General features: G+C 70.3%; 14 protein-coding genes and 1 pseudogene. 8 read left to right on the plus strand and 7 right to left on the minus strand.

The features are described from left to right. Window positions 1-72: 72 nt before the first annotated feature. The 3 genes from AB0L56_RS08015 (at window position 73) to mshC (ending at window position 2,827) form a co-directional block, all read left to right on the plus strand. The gene (locus AB0L56_RS08015; protein WP_361033096.1) at window positions 73-663 is read left to right on the plus strand and encodes a DUF3090 domain-containing protein; all 591 of its coding nucleotides are present in this window, start codon (window positions 73-75) and stop codon (window positions 661-663) included. Then, window positions 627-1,457 carry an SCO1664 family protein gene (locus AB0L56_RS08020; RefSeq protein ID WP_365420234.1) on the plus strand — a complete coding sequence of 277 codons (831 nt, stop codon included), beginning with the start codon at window positions 627-629 and terminating at the stop codon, window positions 1,455-1,457. The genes AB0L56_RS08015 and AB0L56_RS08020 overlap by 37 nt, the downstream gene beginning before the upstream one ends. 140 nt (window positions 1,458-1,597) lie before the next feature. After that, the gene (gene mshC / locus AB0L56_RS08025) at window positions 1,598-2,827 is read left to right on the plus strand and encodes a cysteine--1-D-myo-inosityl 2-amino-2-deoxy-alpha-D-glucopyranoside ligase (protein ID WP_361033102.1); all 1,230 of its coding nucleotides are present in this window, start codon (window positions 1,598-1,600) and stop codon (window positions 2,825-2,827) included. Window positions 2,828-3,425: 598 nt separating this feature from the next. On the opposite strand, the gene AB0L56_RS08030 is transcribed toward mshC, so the two are convergent. The 4 genes from AB0L56_RS08030 to AB0L56_RS08045 form a co-directional block, all read right to left on the minus strand. Further along, window positions 3,426-4,418 (minus strand): PAC2 family protein, encoded by a 993-nt coding sequence (locus tag AB0L56_RS08030; RefSeq protein ID WP_361033105.1) that lies wholly within the window; start codon window positions 4,416-4,418, stop codon window positions 3,426-3,428. A gap of 241 nt (window positions 4,419-4,659) precedes the next feature. Then, complete coding sequence (locus AB0L56_RS08035) at window positions 4,660-6,276, minus strand: glycerol-3-phosphate dehydrogenase/oxidase (protein WP_361033108.1); 1,617 nt, start codon at window positions 6,274-6,276, stop codon at window positions 4,660-4,662. A gap of 9 nt (window positions 6,277-6,285) precedes the next feature. Next, complete coding sequence (glpK, locus tag AB0L56_RS08040) at window positions 6,286-7,845, minus strand: glycerol kinase GlpK (protein ID WP_365420238.1); 1,560 nt, start codon at window positions 7,843-7,845, stop codon at window positions 6,286-6,288. Between the two features lie 83 nt (window positions 7,846-7,928). Then, entirely contained in the window at window positions 7,929-8,723 is a 795-nt protein-coding gene (locus tag AB0L56_RS08045; RefSeq protein WP_361033114.1) for an MIP/aquaporin family protein, read from the minus strand. Between the two features lie 448 nt (window positions 8,724-9,171). On the opposite strand from AB0L56_RS08045, the pseudogene AB0L56_RS08050 reads away from it, so the two are divergent. Continuing rightward, window positions 9,172-9,519 (plus strand): annotated as a pseudogene (locus AB0L56_RS08050) (hypothetical protein); the annotation flags it as partial. 181 nt (window positions 9,520-9,700) lie between these two features. On the opposite strand, the gene AB0L56_RS08055 reads toward AB0L56_RS08050, so the two are convergent. Continuing rightward, entirely contained in the window at window positions 9,701-10,465 is a 765-nt protein-coding gene (locus AB0L56_RS08055) for an IclR family transcriptional regulator (RefSeq protein ID WP_361033117.1), read from the minus strand. Between the two features lie 298 nt (window positions 10,466-10,763). Between AB0L56_RS08055 and metH the strand changes: the two genes are divergently transcribed. The 4 genes from metH to AB0L56_RS08075 all read left to right on the plus strand — a co-directional run bounded on the left by metH (window position 10,764) and on the right by AB0L56_RS08075 (window position 19,019). Continuing rightward, window positions 10,764-14,276: a methionine synthase gene (metH, locus tag AB0L56_RS08060; protein ID WP_361033120.1), complete on the plus strand. Its 3,513-nt coding sequence runs from the start codon at window positions 10,764-10,766 to the stop codon at window positions 14,274-14,276. Window positions 14,277-14,620: 344 nt separating this feature from the next. Then, window positions 14,621-15,322, plus strand: a complete 702-nt coding sequence (locus tag AB0L56_RS08065) for an HAD family phosphatase (protein ID WP_361033123.1) — start codon at window positions 14,621-14,623, stop codon at window positions 15,320-15,322. Between the two features lie 443 nt (window positions 15,323-15,765). Further along, window positions 15,766-17,373: an ABC transporter substrate-binding protein gene (locus AB0L56_RS08070; RefSeq protein ID WP_365420243.1), complete on the plus strand. Its 1,608-nt coding sequence runs from the start codon at window positions 15,766-15,768 to the stop codon at window positions 17,371-17,373. Window positions 17,374-17,438: 65 nt separating this feature from the next. Continuing rightward, window positions 17,439-19,019, plus strand: coding sequence for an ABC transporter substrate-binding protein (locus AB0L56_RS08075; RefSeq protein WP_361033129.1), 1,581 nt, complete (start codon window positions 17,439-17,441; stop codon window positions 19,017-19,019). A gap of 68 nt (window positions 19,020-19,087) precedes the next feature. Here AB0L56_RS08075 and AB0L56_RS08080 read toward each other — a convergent pair whose 3' ends face one another. Then, a complete protein-coding gene (locus AB0L56_RS08080; protein ID WP_361033132.1) occupies window positions 19,088-19,759 on the minus strand; it encodes a response regulator transcription factor in 672 nt (223 codons plus the stop codon). A 14-nt stretch (window positions 19,760-19,773) separates the two neighbouring features. Next, on the minus strand, window positions 19,774-20,718 hold the full coding sequence (locus AB0L56_RS08085) for a RecB family exonuclease (RefSeq protein WP_361033134.1): 945 nt from the start codon (window positions 20,716-20,718) through the stop codon (window positions 19,774-19,776). Between the last annotated feature and the right edge of the window lie 31 nt (window positions 20,719-20,749).

The raw sequence follows: 20,749 nt of genomic DNA on the forward strand, positions 1-20,749 counted from the left end.
TCGTACCGCCCGTGAACAGCCAGCCCGTTCCCACGACTCCCACCCGCCCACGACTCTCAATGGAGACAGGACGTGTCCCGTCAGGTGTTCCTCTACGACCAGCCGGAACGTTTTGTGGCCGGTACGGTCGGACTGCCAGGGCGCCGTACGTTCTTCCTCCAGGCCTCCGCCGGCTCCCGGGTGACCAGCGTGGCCCTGGAGAAGACCCAGGTCGCCGCGCTCGCCGAGCGCATGGACGAGCTCCTGGACGAGGTCGTACGCCGCAGCGGCGGCAGCGCCGCGGTGCCCGCCATGGCGCCGACCGAGGTGGCCGACACCGCCCCGCTGGACACCCCCGTCGAGGAGGAGTTCCGCGTCGGCACCATGGCGCTCGCCTGGGACGGCGAGGACCAGCGCATGATCGTCGAGGCGCAGGCGCTCGTCGAACTGGACGCCGAATCCGAGGAGGACCTGGCCGAGGCCGAGGAGCGGCTGCTCCAGGACGAGGAGAACGGGCCCCCGATGCTCCGCGTCCGGCTCACCGGCGCGCAGGCCCGGGCCTTCGCCAAGCGCGCCCTGGACGTCGTCAACGCGGGGCGGCCGCCGTGTCCGCTGTGCAGCCTCCCGCTCGACCCGGAGGGACACGTATGTCCGCGCCAGAACGGATACCGCCGCGGAGCGTGACGACCGCCGACCCCGCCGCGGAGCTGCTCGCCCGAGGCGAGCTCACCGTGCGCGGACGCATCCGTGAGGCGTCGAACGCGGCGCTGTACTGCACCGTCACCCACGAGGGACGCGAGGCCACCTGCATCTACAAGCCGGTCGCGGGGGAGCGGCCCCTGTGGGACTTCCCCGAGGGCACGCTCGCCGCGCGGGAGGTCGCCGCGTACGAGGTCTCGGAGGCGACCGGGTGGGGGATCGTACCGCCCACGGTGCTGCGGGACGGCCCGTACGGCGAGGGCATGTGCCAGCTGTGGATCGACACGGCACCCGGCACGGAACTCCTCGCCCTGGTGGACGGCGAGGAGCCCGAGCGGGGCTGGAAGGCGATCGGTTTCGCGGAGACCGGTGAGGGCCGCCCCGCCCTGCTGGTGCACGCCGACGACGAGCGGCTGCGCCGGATGGCCGTGCTGGACGCGGTGATCAACAACGCCGACCGCAAGGGCGGCCACCTCCTGCCCACCGCGGACGGACGGCTGTACGGCATCGACCACGGGGTCACCTTCAACGCCGAGGACAAGCTGCGCACGCTGCTGTGGGGCTGGGCGGGGGAGCCCCTGCCGCAGGAGGCCCTCGACGTCCTGGAGCGCCTGAGGCACGCCCTCACCGCCGAGGGCCCGCTGACCGCGGTCTTGACCCCCCTGATCACCCCCGCGGAGATCGATGCCACACGCGCCCGCGTCGACTTGCTGCTCACCACCGGCGTGCACCCGCAACCGGGCACCGACTGGCCGGCCATCCCCTGGCCCCCGGTCTGACCGCCTTGCTGGAGATCACCGAGCGCACCGGGCGGCATGCGCGGAGAGCACACCGCGCGGGGCGTATGCAAGAGGGCCTTCCTGGTCATCAGGCCTGCTCCGGTTCGTATCCGGAACTCCGGTCCGGTTAGGCTCATGACATGCATGCCTGGCCCGCTTCCGAGGTCCCCGCCCTGCCCGGTCAGGGCCGCGACCTGAGGATCCACGACACCGCGACCGGGGGTCCGATCACCCTCGACCCCGGCCCCGTCGCCCGTATCTACGTCTGCGGCATCACCCCCTACGACGCCACCCATATCGGACACGCGGCGACCTACAACGCGTTCGACCTGGTGCAGCGCGTGTGGCTCGACACCAAGCGGCAGGTTCACTACGTCCAGAACGTCACCGATGTCGACGACCCGCTGCTGGAGCGGGCCGAGAGCGAGGGCCTCGACTGGACCGCGCTCGCCGAGCGCGAAACCGCGCTGTTCCGTGAGGACATGACGGCCCTGCGGATGCTCCCGCCGCGGCACTACATAGGCGCCGTGGAGGCGATACCCGGCATCGTCCCGATCGTCGAACGGCTGCGCGAGCTCGGCGCGACCTACGAGATCGAGGGCGACATCTACTTCTCCGTCGAATCGGACCGGCACTTCGGCAAGGTCTCCCACCTCGACGCGGCCGCCATGCGCCTGCTGTCCGCCGAGCGCGGCGGCGACCCGGACCGCCCGGGCAAGAAGAACCCCGTGGACCCGATCCTCTGGATGGCCGCCCGCGAGGGTGAGCCGAGCTGGGACGGCGGCTCCCTCGGCCGGGGCCGCCCCGGCTGGCACATCGAGTGCGTGGCCATCGCCCTCGACCACCTCGGCATGGGTTTTGACGTCCAGGGCGGCGGCTCCGACCTGATCTTCCCGCACCACGAGATGGGCGCCTCGCACGCCCAGGTGCTCACCGGCGAATTCCCCATGGCCAAGGCGTACGTCCACGCCGGCATGGTCGCCCTGCACGGCGAGAAGATGTCCAAGTCCCAAGGCAACCTGGTGTTCGTGTCGCAACTGCGGCGCGACGGCGTGGACCCGGCGGCCATCCGGCTGGCGCTGCTCGCCCACCACTACCGCGCGGACTGGGAGTGGACCGACCAGGTCCTCCAGGACGCCGTGACCCGCCTGGAACACTGGCGGGCCGCCGTCTCCCGCCCCGACGGCCCGCCCGCCGAAGCGCTGGTCGAGGAGATCCGCGAGGCCCTCGCCAACGACCTGGACGCCCCGGCCGCACTGGCGGCCGTCGACCGCTGGACGGTCCTCCAGGAGGAGACCGGCGGCACCGACACCGGCGCACCCGGCATCGTCTCCCGCGCGGTGGACGCACTACTCGGCGTGGCACTGTAAGCGAACGACGAACGGCGAAGGGCGAGCCGCGAACCGCGCACGGCAAGCCGCGTACCGCGCACGGCGAACGGCGAAGGCGAACCGCGAACGGCGCGGCGAAGGGCGAGCCGCGAACGGCGAAGGCGAGCCGCGCACGGCGAACGGCGAAGGGCGAGCCGCGTACCGCGCACGGCGAGCCGCGAACCGTGAACCGCGCACGGCGAGCCGCGAACCGTGAACCGCGCACGGCGAGCCGCGAACCGTGAACCGCGCACGGCGAGCCGCGTACCGCGCACGGCGCACGGCGAGCCGCGAGCGGCGAACGGCGAAGGCGAGCCGCGTACCGCGTACCACGCACGGCGCACGGCGAGCCGCGAGCGGCGAAGGCGAGCCGCGCACCGCGTACCGCGCACGGCGCACGGCGAGCCGCGAGCGGCGAACCGTGAACCGCGCACGGCGAGCCGCGAGCCGCGAGCCGCGAGCCGTGAACCGCGCACGGCGAACGGCGAGGCGTGAACCGAGAACGACCAACGTGCGAAGCGCGAACCGAGAACGAGGGCGCCCCCTCCCGCAAGGAAGGGGCGCCCTCGTTCGCGCTCCGCGCGTCAACGCGCTCCGCTCAGTCCTCCGACGACTCCTCGCCGTCCGCGCCGCTCTCCGGCTTGGGCGGCTGCGGCTTCGGCGGCCGGGCCTTCCCGCCCGGGCCCTCCCGCCGGTACGACGACCCGTCCGAGCCGTCCGCCGTGGCATGCCCGCCCGGCGGCCCCGACGCCCCGTCATGGCGCCGCAGATAGCGCTCGAACTCGCGGGCGATCGCCTCGCCCGACGCCTCCGGCAGTTCGGCGGTGTCCCGGGCCTCCTCCAGCGTCTGGACGTACTCGGCCACCTCGCTGTCCTCCGAGGCCAGTTGGTCCACACCCACCTGCCAGGCACGCGCGTCCTCGGGCAGCTCGCCCAGCGGGATGCGCACGTCGATCAGGTCCTCCAGGCGGTTGAGGAGGGCCAGCGTGGCCTTCGGGTTCGGCGGCTGCGAGACGTAGTGCGGGACCGCCGCCCACAGCGACACCGCGGGCACGCCCGCATGAGTGCACGCCTCCTGAAGGATGCCGACGATGCCCGTGGGGCCCTCGTACTTGGTCTCCTCCAGCTCCATGCGGCGGGCCAGGTCCGGGTCGGACGTGGTCCCGCTGATCGGGACCGGACGGGTGTGCGGGGTGTCGCCGAGCAGCGCGCCCAGCACGACCACCAGCTCCACGCCGAGTTCGTGCGCGAAACCGAGGATCTCGTTGCAGAACGAGCGCCAGCGCATGGACGGTTCGATGCCTCGGACCAGTACCAGGTCGCGCGGTTTCTCACCGCCGACCCGGACCACCGACAGTCGCGTCGTCGGCCAGGTGATCTTGCGGACGCCGCCGTCCATGAACACCGTGGGCCGGTTCACCTGGAAGTCGTAGTAGTCCTCGGCGTCCAGTGCCGCGAACACCTCGCCCTTCCACTCCCTGTCCAGGTGCGCGACCGCGGTGGAGGCGGCGTCGCCGGCATCGTTCCAGCCCTCGAACGCGGCCACCATGACCGGGTCGATCAGCTCGGGAACCCCCTCGAGCTCGATCACCCAGCGCCTCCTTCCGACGTGCCCTCGCGTACGGCCTCAACCTTACGGCGTGCCGGCGGGGCGCCCGCAGCCCCCCGACAAGGGGGGTGCCCCCATCACTGCCCCGCGCGGCACCCTGAAACACCCCTCGCCGGTTCCCGGGGCCCGGAGCCACAAGGCGGCACGCGAAAGGGGCGGCTCCGCGCGGAGCCGCCCCTCTCCTGCTACCGGCTCCCGTGCGGGGGAACCGGGGGACCGCCGGTCACTTCCTGTCGAGCAGTTCCTGGACGTTCGCGCGGACCTCGTCCGTGGCCAGGCCCCGGATCGTCAGCGTGGTACGGCGCCGCAGCACGTCGTCCACGGTCTCCGCCCACTCGTGGTCCCGGGCCCAGACGACCTGCGCCCAGATCTCCGGGGCGTCCGGGTGGACGCGCCGGCCCAGCGCCGGGTCCTCGTTGGCCAGCCGGGCGATGTCGAAGGCCAGCGAGCCGTAGTGGGTGGCCAGGTGCTTGGCGGTGTCCGCCGCCATGCGCGGGCCGGGCGCCGGACCGTCCACGAGCAGCCGGTGGGCGACCGCGCGGGGATTGGCCACACCCGGCAGCGGCAGCTTCTTCGGCAGCGAGGAGACCGGCTCGAAGTCCTCGCCCAGCGGGTGACCGGGCAGCGCCTGGAGCTTCTGCATCACGGTCCGGCCGATGTGGCGGAACGTGGTCCACTTGCCGCCCGCGACGGACAGCATCCCGCCCCGGCCCTCGGTGACGACCGTCTCCCGCTTGGCCTTGGCGGTGTCCCCGGGGCCGCCCGGCAGCACCCGCAGCCCGGCGAAGGCGTAGGTGATCAGGTCACGGTCGAGCTGCTGGTCGCGGATGGAGAACGCGGCCTCGTCGAGTATCTGCGCGGTGTCCTTCTCGGTGACCGCGACATCCGCCGGGTCGCCCTCGAACTCCTCGTCGGTGGTGCCGAGCAGCAGCATGTCCTCCCAGGGGAGGGCGAAGGTGATCCGGTACTTGTCGATCGGCGTGGCGAGCGCGGCCTTCCACGGGGAGGTCCGCTTCAGGACCAGATGCGCGCCCTTCGACAGACGGATGGACGGCGCGGCATCGGGGTCTTCCATACGGCGCAGGTGGTCGACCCAGGGGCCGGTGGCGTTCAGGACGAGGCGGGCGTTGACGCCGAACTCGTCGCCGGAGAGGCGGTCGCGCAGCTCGGCACCGGTGACCCGGCCCTTGGTGAAGCGCAGACCCGTCACCTCGGCGTGGTTGAGGACGACCGCGCCCGACTCGGCCGCCGCGCGGACCGTCATCAGGGCCATACGCGCGTCGTTCATCTGGTCGTCGCCGTACACGGCGACGGCCTTGAGGTTCTCGGTGCGCAGCTCGGGCACGTCCTGCGCGGCCTTGGCCGGGGAGAGCAGGTGGCCGACGCCGTCACCGAAGGCGGACAGCGCCGAGTACGCGAAGACGCCGGCCCCGAGCTTCGCCGCGCCGTGCGGCCCGCCCTTGTACACGGGGAGGTAGAACGTGAGCGGGTTCGCCAGGTGGGGGGCCACCTGACGGGAGACCGCACGGCGCTCGAAGTGGTTCTCCGCCACCAGCTTCACGGCGCCGGTCTGCAGGTAGCGCAGACCGCCGTGGAGCAGCTTGGAGGAGGCGGAGGAGGTGGCGCCGGCGAAGTCACCGGCGTCCACCAGAGCCACCCTGAGGCCGGACTGCGCGGCGTGCCAGGCGGTGGAGATGCCCAGGATGCCGCCGCCGATCACAAGAAGGTCGTACGACGCCTTGGAGAGCTGCTCCCGGGTCTCGGCACGGCTCGGGTTCGAGCCGGACGCCGGGTGCGTCCCCAGGGCAGGCACGGACTGCAGGGTGGACTGGGTGGTCATGGCGGTTTCTTACTCCTCGTCCTCGAGCCAGCCCATGGTCCGCTTGACGGCCTTGAGCCAGCTCTTGTACTCACGGTCGCGGGTTTCCGCGTCCATGCGGGGCGTCCACTCGGCGGCCCGCCGCCAGTTGGCGCGCAGGTCGTCGGTGCTGTTCCAGAAGCCGACGGCCAGGCCGGCGGCGTAGGCGGCGCCGAGGCAGGTGGTCTCGGCGACCATCGGACGCACCACGGGGGCGTCCAGGAAGTCCGAGAGCGTCTGCATCAGCAGGTTGTTGGAGGTCATGCCGCCGTCGACCTTGAGGGCGGTGAGCTCCACGCCGGAGTCCTTCGTCATGGCGTCCGCGATCTCCCGCGTCTGCCAGGCGGTGGCCTCCAGCACGGCGCGCGCGAGGTGCGCCTTGGTGACGTACCGGGTCAGGCCCGCGATCACACCGCGGGCGTCGGAGCGCCAGTACGGGGCGAACAGGCCGGAGAAGGCCGGCACGAAGTAGGCTCCGCCGTTGTCCTCGACGGAGAGCGCGAGGGTCTCGATCTCCGCGGCGGTGGAGATCAGGCCCATCTGGTCGCGCATCCACTGCACCAGGGAGCCGGTGACGGCGATCGAGCCCTCCAGGGCGTAGACCGTGTCCTGGTCGCCGATCTTGTAGCCGACGGTGGTGAGCAGCCCGCTGTAGGAGTTGATGATCTTGTCACCGGTGTTCATCACCATGAAGGTGCCGGTGCCGTAGGTCGACTTGGTCTCGCCCTCGGAGAAGCAGGTCTGGCCGAACAGGGCCGCCTGCTGGTCGCCCAGCGCGGAGGCGACCGGGATGCCGCCGAGCAGGTCGCCCAGCTTGCCGCCCTTGATCTCGCCGTAGACCTCGGCGGAGGAGCGGATCTCGGGCAGCATCGCCAGCGGGACGCCGATCGACTCGGCGATCTTCGCGTCCCACTGCATGGTGTGCAGGTTCATCAGCATCGTGCGGGACGCGTTGGTGACGTCGGTGACGTGGTGGCCGCCGTCGGCACCGCCGGTCAGGTTCCAGATGACCCAGGTGTCCATGGTGCCGAAGAGGATGTCGCCCGCCTCGGCGCGCTCCTTGAGGCCGTCGACGTTGTCGAGCAGCCAGCGGGCCTTGGGGCCGGCGAAGTAGGAGGCGAGGGGGAGACCGGTCTCGCGGCGGAAACGGTCCTGCCCGACGTTGCGGCCGAGCTCGCGGCAGAGGGCGTCGGTGCGGGTGTCCTGCCAGACGATGGCGTTATGGACGGGCTCACCGGTGTTCTTGTCCCACAGCACGGTGGTCTCGCGCTGGTTGGTGATGCCGATGGCCTTGATGTCGTCGCGGGTGATGCCGGCCTTGTCGATGGCTCCGGCGACGACCTCCTGGACGTTGGTCCAGATCTCGGTGGCGTCGTGCTCGACCCAGCCCGGCTTGGGGAAGATCTGCTCGTGCTCCTTCTGGTCGACGGAGACGATGCGTCCGTCGCGGTCGAAGACGATGCAGCGGGACGAGGTGGTCCCCTGGTCGATGGCGGCAATGAACGGCCCATGGCCGTGAGAGGCGATGCCGGCGGTGTTGGCGTCGGTCACTGTGTGCTCCTGGCTGATCCTTGGTTACGGGGCTGTATGTGCGGCGCGTCTACAACATTCGCTGTTTTCGGCGACCTGGTCACCTATGCGAAGACGACGTTGTAGATACCGGCCGCGAGGGCGCCGCCGATCAGCGGCCCCACCACCGGGACCCAGGCGTACGACCAGTCGGAGCCGCCCTTGTTGGGCAGCGGCAGCAGGGCGTGCACTATGCGCGGTCCGAGGTCACGGGCCGGGTTGATCGCGTAACCGGTCGGGCCGCCGAGGGACAGACCGATGGAGACGACCACGAGCGCCGTGATCAGACCGCCCAGCACGCCGAGGCCGTTGCCCGCGTCGTTCAGGCCCTGGGTGAGCACGGCCAGCAGCAGCACGACGGTGCCGATGATCTCCGTGGTGAGGTTCTGCACCGTGTGGCGGATCTCCGGACCGGTGGAGAAGACGCCGAGCACGGGGCCCGCGCCCTTCTCCTGCGCCTCGACCGACTTGGCGGCGGTGGCCTGCGCCCCCGGACCGCCGACGATCTCCTTGTCGGTGAGGTGGGCGTGGAACTGGCCGTAGTACGCGGCCCAGACCAGAGTCGCACCGATCATCGCGCCGAGGAACTCTCCGGCGAAGTAGGTCGGAACGTTGCTCCAGTCGCCGTCCTTGATGGCGAGCGCCACGGTCACGGCCGGATTGAGGTGCGCCCCGGAGAGCGGCCCCGCGATGTACACCGCCGTCATGACGGCGAAGCCCCACCCGAAGGCGATGGCGAGCCAGCCGGCGTTACGGGCCTTGGAGGCCTTGAGCGTCACGGCGGCGCACACGCCGCCGCCGAGCAGGATGAGTATGGCGGTACCGATGGTCTCGCCGATGAAGATGTCGGAGCTGGACACCCGCGACTCCTTTGTCCTTCGTCCAGGGAGCCGACCCCCGGGTCCCACCGGGGATTGGCGCCCTCAGTGGTGAGAGCGATGCCGGCCCTTGGCGTTGCCACACTCTAGCGCGTATTGCCGGTAGGTGTTCGACAATGCCGACCGATGGACGGGAGTCTTTCCCGACGCCACGAATGCGTCAAGAGTCTGGTTGGCGGAAACGCGATCGTTACTGATCGTCCCGAGTCGCCGGTCCCCACGCGGGTTCCGGCGCCCTCCCGCAAACGCTCGCTGCGCGGGTTGGGGCGTCCTGCCGGAAGGGGTTCCCGCGCGGGTTCGGGCGTCCTGCCGGAGACGGTCTCCGAGCGGGTTCCGGCGCCGTCCCGGAAAGGGTCCCCAGGCGGGTTCCGGCGCCGTCCCGGAAAGGGGTTCCCGCGGGGGTTCGGGCGTCCTGCCGGGAAGGGGTTTGTGGCAGCGCCGGGACCGGTATGTGCGGCGGCTTGCCGGGTTCGCGCGCTCCCGCCCGGAGTGGCTGGACACCTGGCGTGCCCTCGCCCCGCACGATCCCGGAGGGCTGCTGGTGGACGCCCAGCGGGCCGTGGACCGCGTCTGGGACTCGCCCGCGCGCGCCGAGCTGCTGCGCGAGGTCAGCCCGCTGATCACGGCCGCCGCCCGGGCGGACAACCGGGACCCGGTGCCGTGGCGGCTGGCCCTGGACCACGCCCGTGGTGCGCGGGCCGGCCACATCTACTTCGAGGAGCTGTGGGAGGCGGCGGTCCGGCGCGCCCCGCACCACCACGGCTGTCATGCGGCGGCCCCGCGAGGGCTCGGGCGTCCTGCTGGGAAGGGGTTCCCACGCGGGTTCCTGTGCCCTGCCGGAAGGGGTTCCCGCGCGGGTTCGGTGCCTCCCGGAAAGGCGGGCACGCCCGCGTGCGTACGCCCGCATGCGAAGGTGACCGGAACGCCGTACGGCACCCCGGTCGTTGTGCGTCGTGGGCTCAGAATCGCTCGGCGCCCAGGTCCCGCGACACCGCGCGGGCGCAGTCCCGGACCGCCGCGATCAGTTCGGGCCGCAGCTCGCCGCCCCGGCGCAGCCGCTCCACCGCCCCGGCGATGCCGACCGCGCCCACCGGCATCCGCCGCCGGTCGTGGATGGGGGCGGCGAGGGAGGCGACACCCTCCCAGGTCTCCTCCACGTCCGCCGCGTACCCGCGCGCGCGGGTGAGGTCGAGGATGCCCTCGAAGGCGTCGAGGTCGCACACGGTGCGGTCGGTGAAGGCCTTGCGGTCGGCCTCCAGGGCCTCGCTGTGGGCCACCGGGTCGTAGGCAGACAGCACTTTGCCCAGGGCCGTGGAGTGCAGCGGCTGCATGGCCCCGATCTCCAGGACCTGCCGGCTGTCGTCGGGCCGGAAGACGTGGTGCACGATCAGCACGCCCTGCTGGTGCAGCACCCCGAGATAGACGCTCTCGCCGCTGGAACGCGCCAGGTCGTCCGTCCACACCAGGGCGCGCGCCCGCAGCTCGTGCACATCGAGATAGGTAGTGCCCAGGCGCAGCAGCTCGGCGCCCAGCTGGTAGCGCCCGGAGACGTCGTCCTGCTCGACGAACCCCTCCTGCTGGAGGGTGCGCAGGATGCCGTGGGCGGTGCCTTTGGCGAGGCCCAGCGAGGAGGCGATGTCCGACAGGCCGAGCCGTCGCTCGCCCCCCGCGAGCAGCCGCAGCATCGCCGCCGCCCGTTCGAGCGACTGGATGTTCCGTGCCATCGCCGTCCTGCCTCCGTCCCCTTCGACCGTCGACCCGCGACGCGCCGCTGCCGCCGTTCGGCAATGCCGAACACTACCGGTCGATGCCGACCCCTCGCTAATGGTCCGCCGGGATCGTTTCGGCAACTCCTCCTCCGCACACCGCCCGTCGGCCATCATCGTCCGCCCCGTGGACGTCCTGAACATCAGGACGCGCTCCCGGATACCCTGACGGCGTGCGTCCTGCCGGGGAGCGCGATCAGAAGCTTTCCGGACAGCCGCAAAGCCGACAGCCGTCGCACCTGAGGGAGCCCCTTTCATGGCCTCGTTGCCGCTGACCCCTTCCGCCGACAGCCGGACCCGTGCGTCCGCTCTCCGTGAGGCGCTCGCCACCCGCGTGGTGGTCGCCGACGGAGCGATGGGCACCATGCTCCAGGCCCAGGACCCCACTCTCGAGGACTTCCAGAACCTCGAGGGCTGCAACGAGATCCTGAACCTGACCCGCCCGGACATCGTCCGTTCGGTCCATTCGGAGTACTTCGACGCCGGAGTCGACTGCGTCGAGACCAACACCTTCGGCGCCAACCTGACCGCCCTGGGCGAGTACGACATCCCCGAGCGCATCACCGAGCTGTCCGAGGCGGGCGCGCGCATCGCCCGCGAGGTGGCGGACGAGTTCGCGGCGCGGGACGGCCGGCCGCGCTGGGTCCTGGGCTCGATGGGCCCCGGCACCAAGCTGCCCACCCTCGGCCACACCACCTTCACCGCCATCCGCGACGCCTACCAGCAGAACGCGGAGGGTCTGCTCGCGGGCGGCGCCGACGCGCTGCTGGTGGAGACGACGCAGGACCTGCTGCAGACCAAGGCCTCCGTGATCGCCGCCCGCCGCGCGATGGAGACCGCCGGGTTCGAGGTCCCGCTGATCGTGTCCGTCACGGTCGAGACCACCGGCACGATGCTGCTGGGCTCGGAGATCGGCGCGGCGCTGACGGCGCTGGAGCCGCTGGGCGTCGACATGATCGGCCTGAACTGCGCGACGGGGCCGGCCGAGATGAGCGAGCACCTGCGCTATCTGGCCCGGCACTCCCGGGTGCGGTTGTCGTGCATGCCGAACGCCGGTCTGCCGGAGCTGACCAAGGACGGCGCGCGGTATCCGCTGACTCCGGGAGAGCTGGCGGACGCGCAGGAGACGTTCGTACGGGACTACGGGCTGTCGCTGGTGGGCGGCTGCTGCGGCACCACCCCCGAGCATCTGCGGCAGCTGGTGGAGCGCGTAGGGGACGTGACGCCCTCCGAGCGCGAACCGCGCCCCGAGCCGGGCGCCGCCTCTCTCTACCAGACGGTTCCGTTCCGGCAGGACACGTCGTATCTGGCGATCGGTGAGCGGACGAACGCCAACGGGTCGAAGAAGTTCCGGGAGGCCATGCTCGAGGGCCGCTGGGACACCTGCGTGGAGCTGGCCCGGGAGCAGATCCGTGAGGGCGCGCACATGCTGGATCTGTGCGTGGACTATGTCGGCCGGGACGGTGTGGCCGACATGGAGGAGCTGGCCGGCCGGTTCGCCACCGCCTCGACGCTGCCGATCGTGCTGGACTCCACCGAGGTCGACGTCATCCGGGCGGGGCTGGAGAAGCTCGGTGGGCGTGCGGTGATCAACTCGGTGAACTACGAGGACGGTGACGGTCCGGAGTCGCGGTTCGCGCGGGTGACGCGGCTGGCCAAGGAGCATGGCGCGGCGCTGATCGCGCTGACCATCGACGAGGAGGGCCAGGCCCGTACCGCGGAGAAGAAGGTGGAGATCGCCGAGCGGCTGATCGCCGACCTGACCGGCACCTGGGGCATCCGTGAGGAGGACATCCTCATCGACTGCCTGACCTTCACCATCTGCACCGGCCAGGAGGAGTCCCGGCGCGACGGTCTGGCCACCATCGAGGGCATCCGGCTGCTCAAGGAGCGCCACCCGAACGTACAGACCACGCTGGGGCTGTCGAACATCTCCTTCGGGTTGAACCCGGCCGCCCGGATCCTGCTGAACTCGGTCTTCCTGGACGAGTGCGTCAAGGCGGGCCTGGACTCGGCGATCGTGCACGCCAGCAAGATTCTGCCGATCGCCCGGTTCAGCGAGGAGGAGGTCACCACCGCCCTGGATCTGATCTACGACCGGCGGCGTGAGGGCTACGACCCGCTGCAGAAGCTGATGCAGCTCTTCGAGGGCGCGACCGCCAAGTCGCTCAAGGCCGGCAAGGCGGAGGAGCTGGCGGCGCTGCCGCTGGAGGAGCGGCTGAAGCGGCGGATCATCGACGGGGAACGCAACGGCCTCGAGGCGGATCTGGACCAGGCCCTGGAGTCCCGTAAGGCGCTGGACATCGTCAACGACACCCTGCTGGACGGCATGAAGGTGGTCGGTGAGCTCTTCGGCTCCGGGCAGATGCAGCTGCCGTTCGTGCTGCAGTCGGCCGAGGTGATGAAGAGTGCGGTGGCGCATCTGGAGCCGCACATGGAGAAGACCGACGAGGCGGGCAAGGGCACGATCGTGCTGGCCACGGTGCGCGGCGACGTGCACGACATCGGCAAGAACCTCGTCGACATCATCCTGTCGAACAACGGCTACAACGTGGTCAACCTGGGCATCAAGCAGCCCGTCTCCGCGATCCTGGACGCCGCCGACCAGCACAGGGCCGACGTCATCGGCATGTCCGGCCTGCTGGTCAAGTCCACCGTGATCATGAAGGAGAACCTCGAAGAGCTCAACCAGCGCGGACTGGCCGCCGACTACCCCGTCATCCTCGGCGGCGCCGCCCTCACCCGCGCCTACGTCGAGCAGGACCTCCACGCCATCTATGAGGGAGAGGTCCGCTACGCCCGCGACGCCTTCGAGGGCCTGCGCCTGATGGACGCCCTCATCGGCATCAAGCGCGGCGTTCCCGGAGCCCAGCTCCCCGAGTTGAAGCAGCGCCGGGTCCGGGCCGCCGCCGTGGAGATCGAGGAGCGTCCCGAGGCGGGCCATGTCCGCTCCGACGTCGTGACCGACAACCCGGTCCCCGAGCCGCCCTTCTGGGGCACCCGCGTGATCAAGGGGATCCAGCTCAAGGAGTACGCGACCTGGCTCGACGAGGGCGCCCTCTTCAAGGGCCAGTGGGGCCTGAAGCAGGCCCGCACCGGTACGGGACCGACGTACGAGGAGCTCGTCGAGACCGAGGGCCGGCCGAGGCTGCGCGGGCTGCTGGACCGGCTGCAGACGGAGAACCTGCTGGAGGCGGCCGTAGTGTACGGCTACTTCCCGTGCGTCTCCAAGGACGACGACCTGATCATCCTGGACGAGCAGGGCAACGAGCGCACCCGCTTCACCTTCCCGCGCCAGCGCCGCGGCCGGCATCTGTGCCTGGCGGACTTCTTCCGGCCGGAGGAGTCCGGCGAGACCGACGTCGTGGGTCTCCAGGTCGTCACGGTCGGCTCCCGCATCGGCGAGGAGACCGCGCGGATGTTCGAGGCCAACGCCTACCGCGACTACCTCGAGCTCCACGGGCTGTCCGTGCAGCTGGCCGAGGCGCTCGCCGAGTACTGGCACGCCCGGGTGCGCTCCGAGCTCGGCTTCTCGGCGGAGGACCCGGCCGAGATGGAGGACATGTTCGCCCTGAAGTACCGGGGCGCCCGCTTCTCCCTCGGCTACGGCGCCTGCCCGGACCTGGAGGACCGAGCCAAGATCGCCGACATGCTCCGGCCGGAGCGCATCGGCGTCCACCTCTCCGAGGAGTTCCAGCTGCACCCCGAGCAGTCCACGGACGCCATCGTGATCCACCACCCGGAGGCCAAGTACTTCAACGCCCGCTAGGCCTGTCCGGCGGATGAAGTCGGGGAAAGGGGCGGCGCCTTACAACCCAGGTGAGCGGGGTCTGGTGCGTCCAGCTGCAAGGCGGAGGGGGGAGTCGACGCGATGGGGGTCCCCCCGCTCGAGCGAAGTCGAGAGTGGGGGAGTCGGCGACCGACGACAACGCCGCAGATGGGCGTGCCAGGCCCCGCGTCCCCGGCATGATCCGCCGGACAGGCCTTATGGTCGACGTACCGCACAGGTCACATCAGGCATTCCAGGACCGCACGACGTAGACTGGTCCGTCCACCGCAGGCCGGTTCCCTTCCTGGGAACCGGCCTGATCTTCCCCTCAAGGAGGTACGTGGATGACCAGTACGGTCCCCGCGCTCGGAACTCTTACGGCCGAAGGCTCGGCCCTCCAGGCGGTGCTCCTGGACATGGACGGCACCCTGGTGGACACCGAGGGCTTCTGGTGGGACGTCGAGGTCGAGGTGTTCGCCTCCCTCGGCCACACCCTCGACGACGCCTGGCGCCATGTCGTGGTCGGCGGCCCGATGACCCGCAGCGCGCGGTTTCTCATCGAGGCGACCGGTGCCGACATCGATCTCGCCGAACTGACGGTGCTGCTCAACGACGGCTTCGAGGACCGCATCGACCGCGCCCTGCCGCTGATGCCGGGCGCCGCGCGGCTGCTCGCCGAGCTCTCCCAGCACGAGATCCCCACGGCGCTCGTCTCCGCCTCCCACCGGCGCATCATCGACCGGGTGCTGGCCTCGCTGGGGCCGCAGCACTTCGCGCTGTCGATCGCGGGTGACGAGGTGCCGCGCACCAAGCCGCACCCCGACCCCTATCTCGCGGCCGCCGCGGGACTCGGTGCGGACCCCCTGCGGTGCGCCGTCGTCGAGGACACCGTCACCGGCGTCACCGCCGCCGAGGCGGCGGGCTGCCAGGTTGTGGCGGTGCCCTCGGTGGGCCCGATCACCCCGGCCGCCCGGCGCACCGTCGTCCCCTCGTTGGAAGTCGTGGACCTGACATTCTTGCGCGGGCTGATGACGGAAATGCGCTAGGCGTTCACCCAGTGTGCCACGGCGCGGGAAACCGGAATTTCCGCCACTCGGTTGCCGGTGACGGGCAGTTGCCCGAAAGAATTCCTTCCGGTTACCGGTGGCCGAATTCCGGCGCCCCCGAGCCCTTTTCACATGTGAGGTTCACCACACGCAAGGGGGTCGACAACGATGTCCGGGTGTGCCGTCCGCCCGATTTCGGACGTCACCGGTGCGCCCTTGTGTCCTGATTGGTGGGAACCTGCACTAATCCTTCCCCGGTCACCTTCGCCGATCCGTTCACACCCGGTTTCACTGCGTGATGAGCGGTCAACTCCGGCCGCCGCGAACCCTCCTACGGGCGCGGACTAATGTCGTCGCGAGAACCTCGCCCCCTCCATGTGATCCGCTGCAACAACCCCTGCATGCCGGATACACGGAGTCGACAGTCCTGGAGAAACTCGAGCATGAACCGCAAGACTTTGGTGCTGGCGGCCGCGATGGGCCTGCTCGCGCCCGTGCTCGCCGCCTGCGGCGACACCGAGGGCGGGAGCGGCGACGGCGATGCGATCGTCGTGGGCACCACGGACCGGTTCACCGCATCCGAGGAGGACGGCCTCGCGCCGCTCGACCCGGCATTCGCCTATGACGTCGGCACCTGGAACATCCTGCGCCAGACCGTGCAGACCCTGATGGTCCAGCCCCGCGGCGACGGTGAACCGGTGCCCGAAGCGGCCGAGTCCTGCGGCTTCACCGACGCCGGCAACGAGCGGTACAGCTGCAAGCTGCGCGAGGGTCTCAAGTTCTCCAACGGCGACGCGATCACCGCGGCCGATGTGAAGTACTCCATCGAGCGTGCCCTCTCCATCGAGGCCGACAGCCAGGTGTTCGCGCTGCTGTCCACCATCGACACCGTGGAGACGCAGGGCGACAACGAGGTGATCTTCCACCTCAACGCAGCCGACGCCACCTTCCCGTACAAGCTGTCCACTCCGGTCGCGGGCATCGTCAACCCGGACGACTACGAGAAGAGCAAGCTGCGCGAGGGCTTCGAGGTCAGCGGTTCCGGGCCGTACACCCTGGACGCCGAGGTCGAGGACAACCAGATCGTCAAGGCGACCTTCAACAAGAACCCGTCCTACAAGGGCGCGTTGGAGGTGAACAACGACAAGGTCGAGATGAAGACCTACCAGACCGCCGAGGAGATGGGGGAGGCGCTGGAGAAGGGCGACATCCAGGTGATGACCCGCTCCATGTCGCCCGACCAGGTCAAGAAGCTCGCCAACGCCGCTGACAGCGAGATCGAACTGGTCGAGTCGACGGGTCTGGAAATCCGGTACCTGGCCTTCAACACCGAGGCCGAGACCGTCGAGGACAAGGCCGTCCGCCAGGCGATGGCCCAGATCATCGACCGCAGCAAGCTGGTCGGCAACGTCTACGGCACCCAGGCCGAGCCCCTGTTCTCGCTGGTCCCCGCCGGAGTCACCGGCCACAACAACGCGTTCTTCAACAAGTACGGCGACCCGAGCGTGGCCAAGGCCCGCCGGCTGCTCGAGGAAGCCGGCGTCAGCACGCCGGTGAAGCTGACGCTGCACTACACGACCGACCATTACGGTCCCGCGACCCAGGCCGAGTTCGAGCAGCTGAGCAAGCAGCTCAACGCCAGCGGGCTGTTCGCGACCGACATCGAGGGCGTGCCCTGGAGCGAGTTCAGCCCCGGTGGCCGCAAGGGCAAGTACGACGTCTACGGCATGGGCTGGTTCCCCGACTACCCGGACGCCGACGCCTTCATCTCCCCCTTCCTCGACGAGGACAACTTCCTCAACTCGCCCTACGCCAACGACGAGATCCGCAAGGATCTGATCCCGCAGTCGCGCCGCCAGGCCGACCGTCTGTCAGCGTCCGGCAGCCTCACGGAGATCCAGGACATCGTCGCCGACGACGTCCCGGTGCTGCCGCTGTGGCAGGGCAAGCAGTACATCGCCACACGCGACGGCATCACCGGCACCGCCTACGCCCTCAACTCGTCCTCGACTCTCCAGCTGTGGGAGCTCGGACGCGGCGCCAGCGGCTGACGGACCTGCACGGTGTCCGGATCGTCCACACGCTCCGGGCACACAGAACGACGAAGGCAAAGCACGTGAATCTGCGCAACCAGTGGCCGGTCCTGCCCCTCGTGGCAGGGCTGGCCTCCGGCCTGTTGACCGGCTGTGGCACCGAGGACGGCCAGGGAGCCGACGGCTCCGGCATCGTGGTGGGGATGTCCGACGACGTCCTGGCCACCGACCCGGCCTCCGGCTATGACCCCGGCTCCTGGCTGTTGTTCAACAACGTCTTCCAGTCGCTGTTGAGCTTCCCCAAGGGAGCCACCGAGCCACAGCCCGACGCCGCGGAGAAGTGCGCCTTCTCGGGCACCGGCACCAAGATCTACACCTGCACCCTGCGGGACGGGCTGAAGTTCAGCAACGGTGACCCGCTCACCTCGAAGGACGTGAAGTTCTCCTTCGACCGCATGCTGAAGATCAACGACCCCGACGGCCCGGCGGTCATGTTCCCCACACTGGAGAACGTCAGCACCCCCGACGAGAAGACGGTCGTCTTCAAGCTCAACACGGCCGACGCCACCTTCCCCAGCAAGATCGCCTCCGGCGCCGGCGCCATCGTCGACCACCGCGAGTACGACGCCAAGGGACTCCGTGAGGACGGCGAAGCGGTCGGCTCCGGCCCGTACAAGCTGGAGTCGTTCGGCGACGACCGTGCCGTGTTCTCCGTCAACGAGCACTACCGGGGCACCGCGGAGCCCAAGAACTCCGGCGTGACGCTGGAGTTCTTCCACGGCGACCAGAAGGGGCTGCAGCAGGCCGTCGAGAACGCCGAGGTCGACATCGCCTACCGCGGTCTCACCGCCCAGGCCATCGCCGACATCGAGGAGGCCGACCGCGGCACCGGCGGCATCGACGTCGTCGAAGGCAGCAGCGCCGAGGTCCAGCACCTCGTCTTCAACATGGACGACCCGGTCGCCGGGAAGCCCGGCGTACGCAAGGCCATCGCCCATCTCCTCGACCGTGACGCCCTCATCCGGGACGTCTACGAGGGCACGGCCACCCCGCTGTACTCGATCATCCCGGCCGGTATCGCGGGGCACAACACGGCCTTCTTCGACACCTACGGCGCACGCCCCTCCAAGGCCAAGGCCGCCGCGGCACTGCAGAAGGAGGGCATCAGCGGCAAGGTGAAGCTGACCCTGTGGTCCACCCCGTCCCGCTACGGCCCCGCCACCGACCAGGAACTGCAGGCGATCGCCGGACAGCTCAACGCCAGCGGCCTCTTCCGGGCCGACGTCCAGTCCGTCCCCTTCGCCCAGTACGAGAAGGACATCGCCGCCGGCAAGTACGGCGTCTACGTCAAGGGATGGGTCCCGGACTACCCGGACGCCGACAACTTCACCGGGCCCTTCTTCGGCAAGGGCAACGTGCTGGACAACCGCTACGACAACAGCACCATCACCGAGTCGCTCCTCCCGCGCACCGCCGCCCAGCGGGACCGCGCCGCCACCGACAAGGAGTTCGGCCAACTCCAGGACATCGTCGCCGAGGACATCCCCGTGCTCCCGGTCTGGCAGGCCAAGCAGTACGCGGTCGTCCAGGACGGTGTGTACGGCGTGGAGTACTGCCTCGACGCCTCGACCGTGTTCCGGTTCTGGGAACTCAGCAAGAACTGAGCCGTACGAGCACGACGAGGGCGCCCTCCTCGACGGGAGGGCGCCCTCGTGGTGTCGTATTCGTGGCGCTACTGCGCGCCAGGGCGCACCAGTCCGCTCTCGTAGGCGTAGACCGCGGCCTGCACCCGGTCGCGCAGGCTCAGCTTGGTCAGCACATGACCGACATGCGTCTTCACGGTGGTCTCGCTGACGAACAGATCGGCGGCGATCTCCGCGTTGGACAGTCCGCGCGCCACCAGCTTCAGCACCTCCACCTCACGCTCGGTCAGCGTGTGCAGCGTGTCCGGTACGGGCTCGTCACCGGAGGGCAGATGCGTGGCGTACTTGTCCAGCAGTCGGCGCGTGATGCTGGGCGCGAGCATCGCCTCACCGGCGGCCACCACGCGGATCGCCTGCACCAGCTCATTGGCCGGGGCGTCCTTCAGCAGAAAGCCGCTGGCCCCCGCCCTCAGGGCCTCCACCACGTACTCGTCGAGGTCGAACGTCGTCAGCACCAGCACCTTCGCCGGCCCGTTCCGTTCGGGCCCGGTGATCTGCCGGGTCGCCTCCACCCCGTCCATCCGCGGCATGCGGATGTCCATCAGCACCACATCGGGCTGCAGCGCCCGCACCTGGTCCAGGGCCTGGAGGCCGTCTCCGGCCTCGCCGACGACCGCGAGGTCCTGCTCGGCCTCCAGAATCATCCGGAACCCGGTACGCAGCAGCGGCTGGTCGTCGACCAGTAGGACGCGGATGGCCACGTAAGTCTCCTTCGCTAGTCCGGCCCCATTCTGCCCTGGTGACCCCCGCCCGACTCAGCCGCCCTCACGGGGAGGGGATACGGCGGGGGAGTACCGCCGAACTCGGGACAATGGGCCTGGTGGTCGCACCAGCCGCACAGCTTCGTCGGACGCGGACGCCAGTCACCCGTCTCCGTCGCCAGCCGGATCGCGTCCCACAGCGCGAGCAGCTTGCGCTCGACCCGCTCCAGATCGGCGAGCACCGGGTCGTAGGTCAGCACGTCACCGCTGCCCAGATACACGAGCTGGAGCCGGCGCGGGATCACGCGCTTCAGGCGCCAGACGACCAGCGCGTAGAACTTCATCTGGAACAGCGCACCCTCGGCATACTCCGGGCGCGGGGCCTTGCCCGTCTTGTAGTCCACGATCCGCACCTCGCCCGTGGGCGCCACGTCGACCCGGTCGATGATGCCGCGCAGCCGCAGCCCCGACTCCAGCTCCGCCTCGACGAACAGCTCCCGCTCGGCGGGCTCCAGCCGGCTCGGATCCTCCAGCGCGAACCAGCGCTCGACCAGCGTCTCCGCCTCCGCCAGCCAGCGGGCGAGCCGCTCGCCGTCGGGGTCGTCGGCGAACAGCTCCACGACCTCCGGACGGGTCTCGCGCAGCCGGTCCCACTGGCCCGGGACCAGCGCCTTCGCCCGCGGCGCGGTGCGCTCGGCCGCGGGGGCGTCGAAGAGCCGCTCCAGCACCGCGTGCACCAGCGTGCCCCTGGTCGCCGCCTCGCTCGGCTTCTCCGGCAGCCGGTCGATCACCCGGAACCGGTACAGCAGCGGACACTGCATGAAGTCGCTCGCACGCGAAGGCGACAGCGACGCCGGCGGTATGACGGAAGCCCCGGTCACCACGACCGCGTCCACTGCCGTCTCCGCCGTAACCGCGCTGCTGTCGGGCCGCGCCGCGCCCTCGGTGCTCGTCTCCATGACCACAGACCTTACGGCCCGCCACTGACAG

This window comes from Streptomyces sp. NPDC052079 (genome assembly GCF_040680275.1).
In the GTDB taxonomy this organism is placed as follows: Bacteria; Actinomycetota; Actinomycetes; order Streptomycetales; family Streptomycetaceae; genus Streptomyces.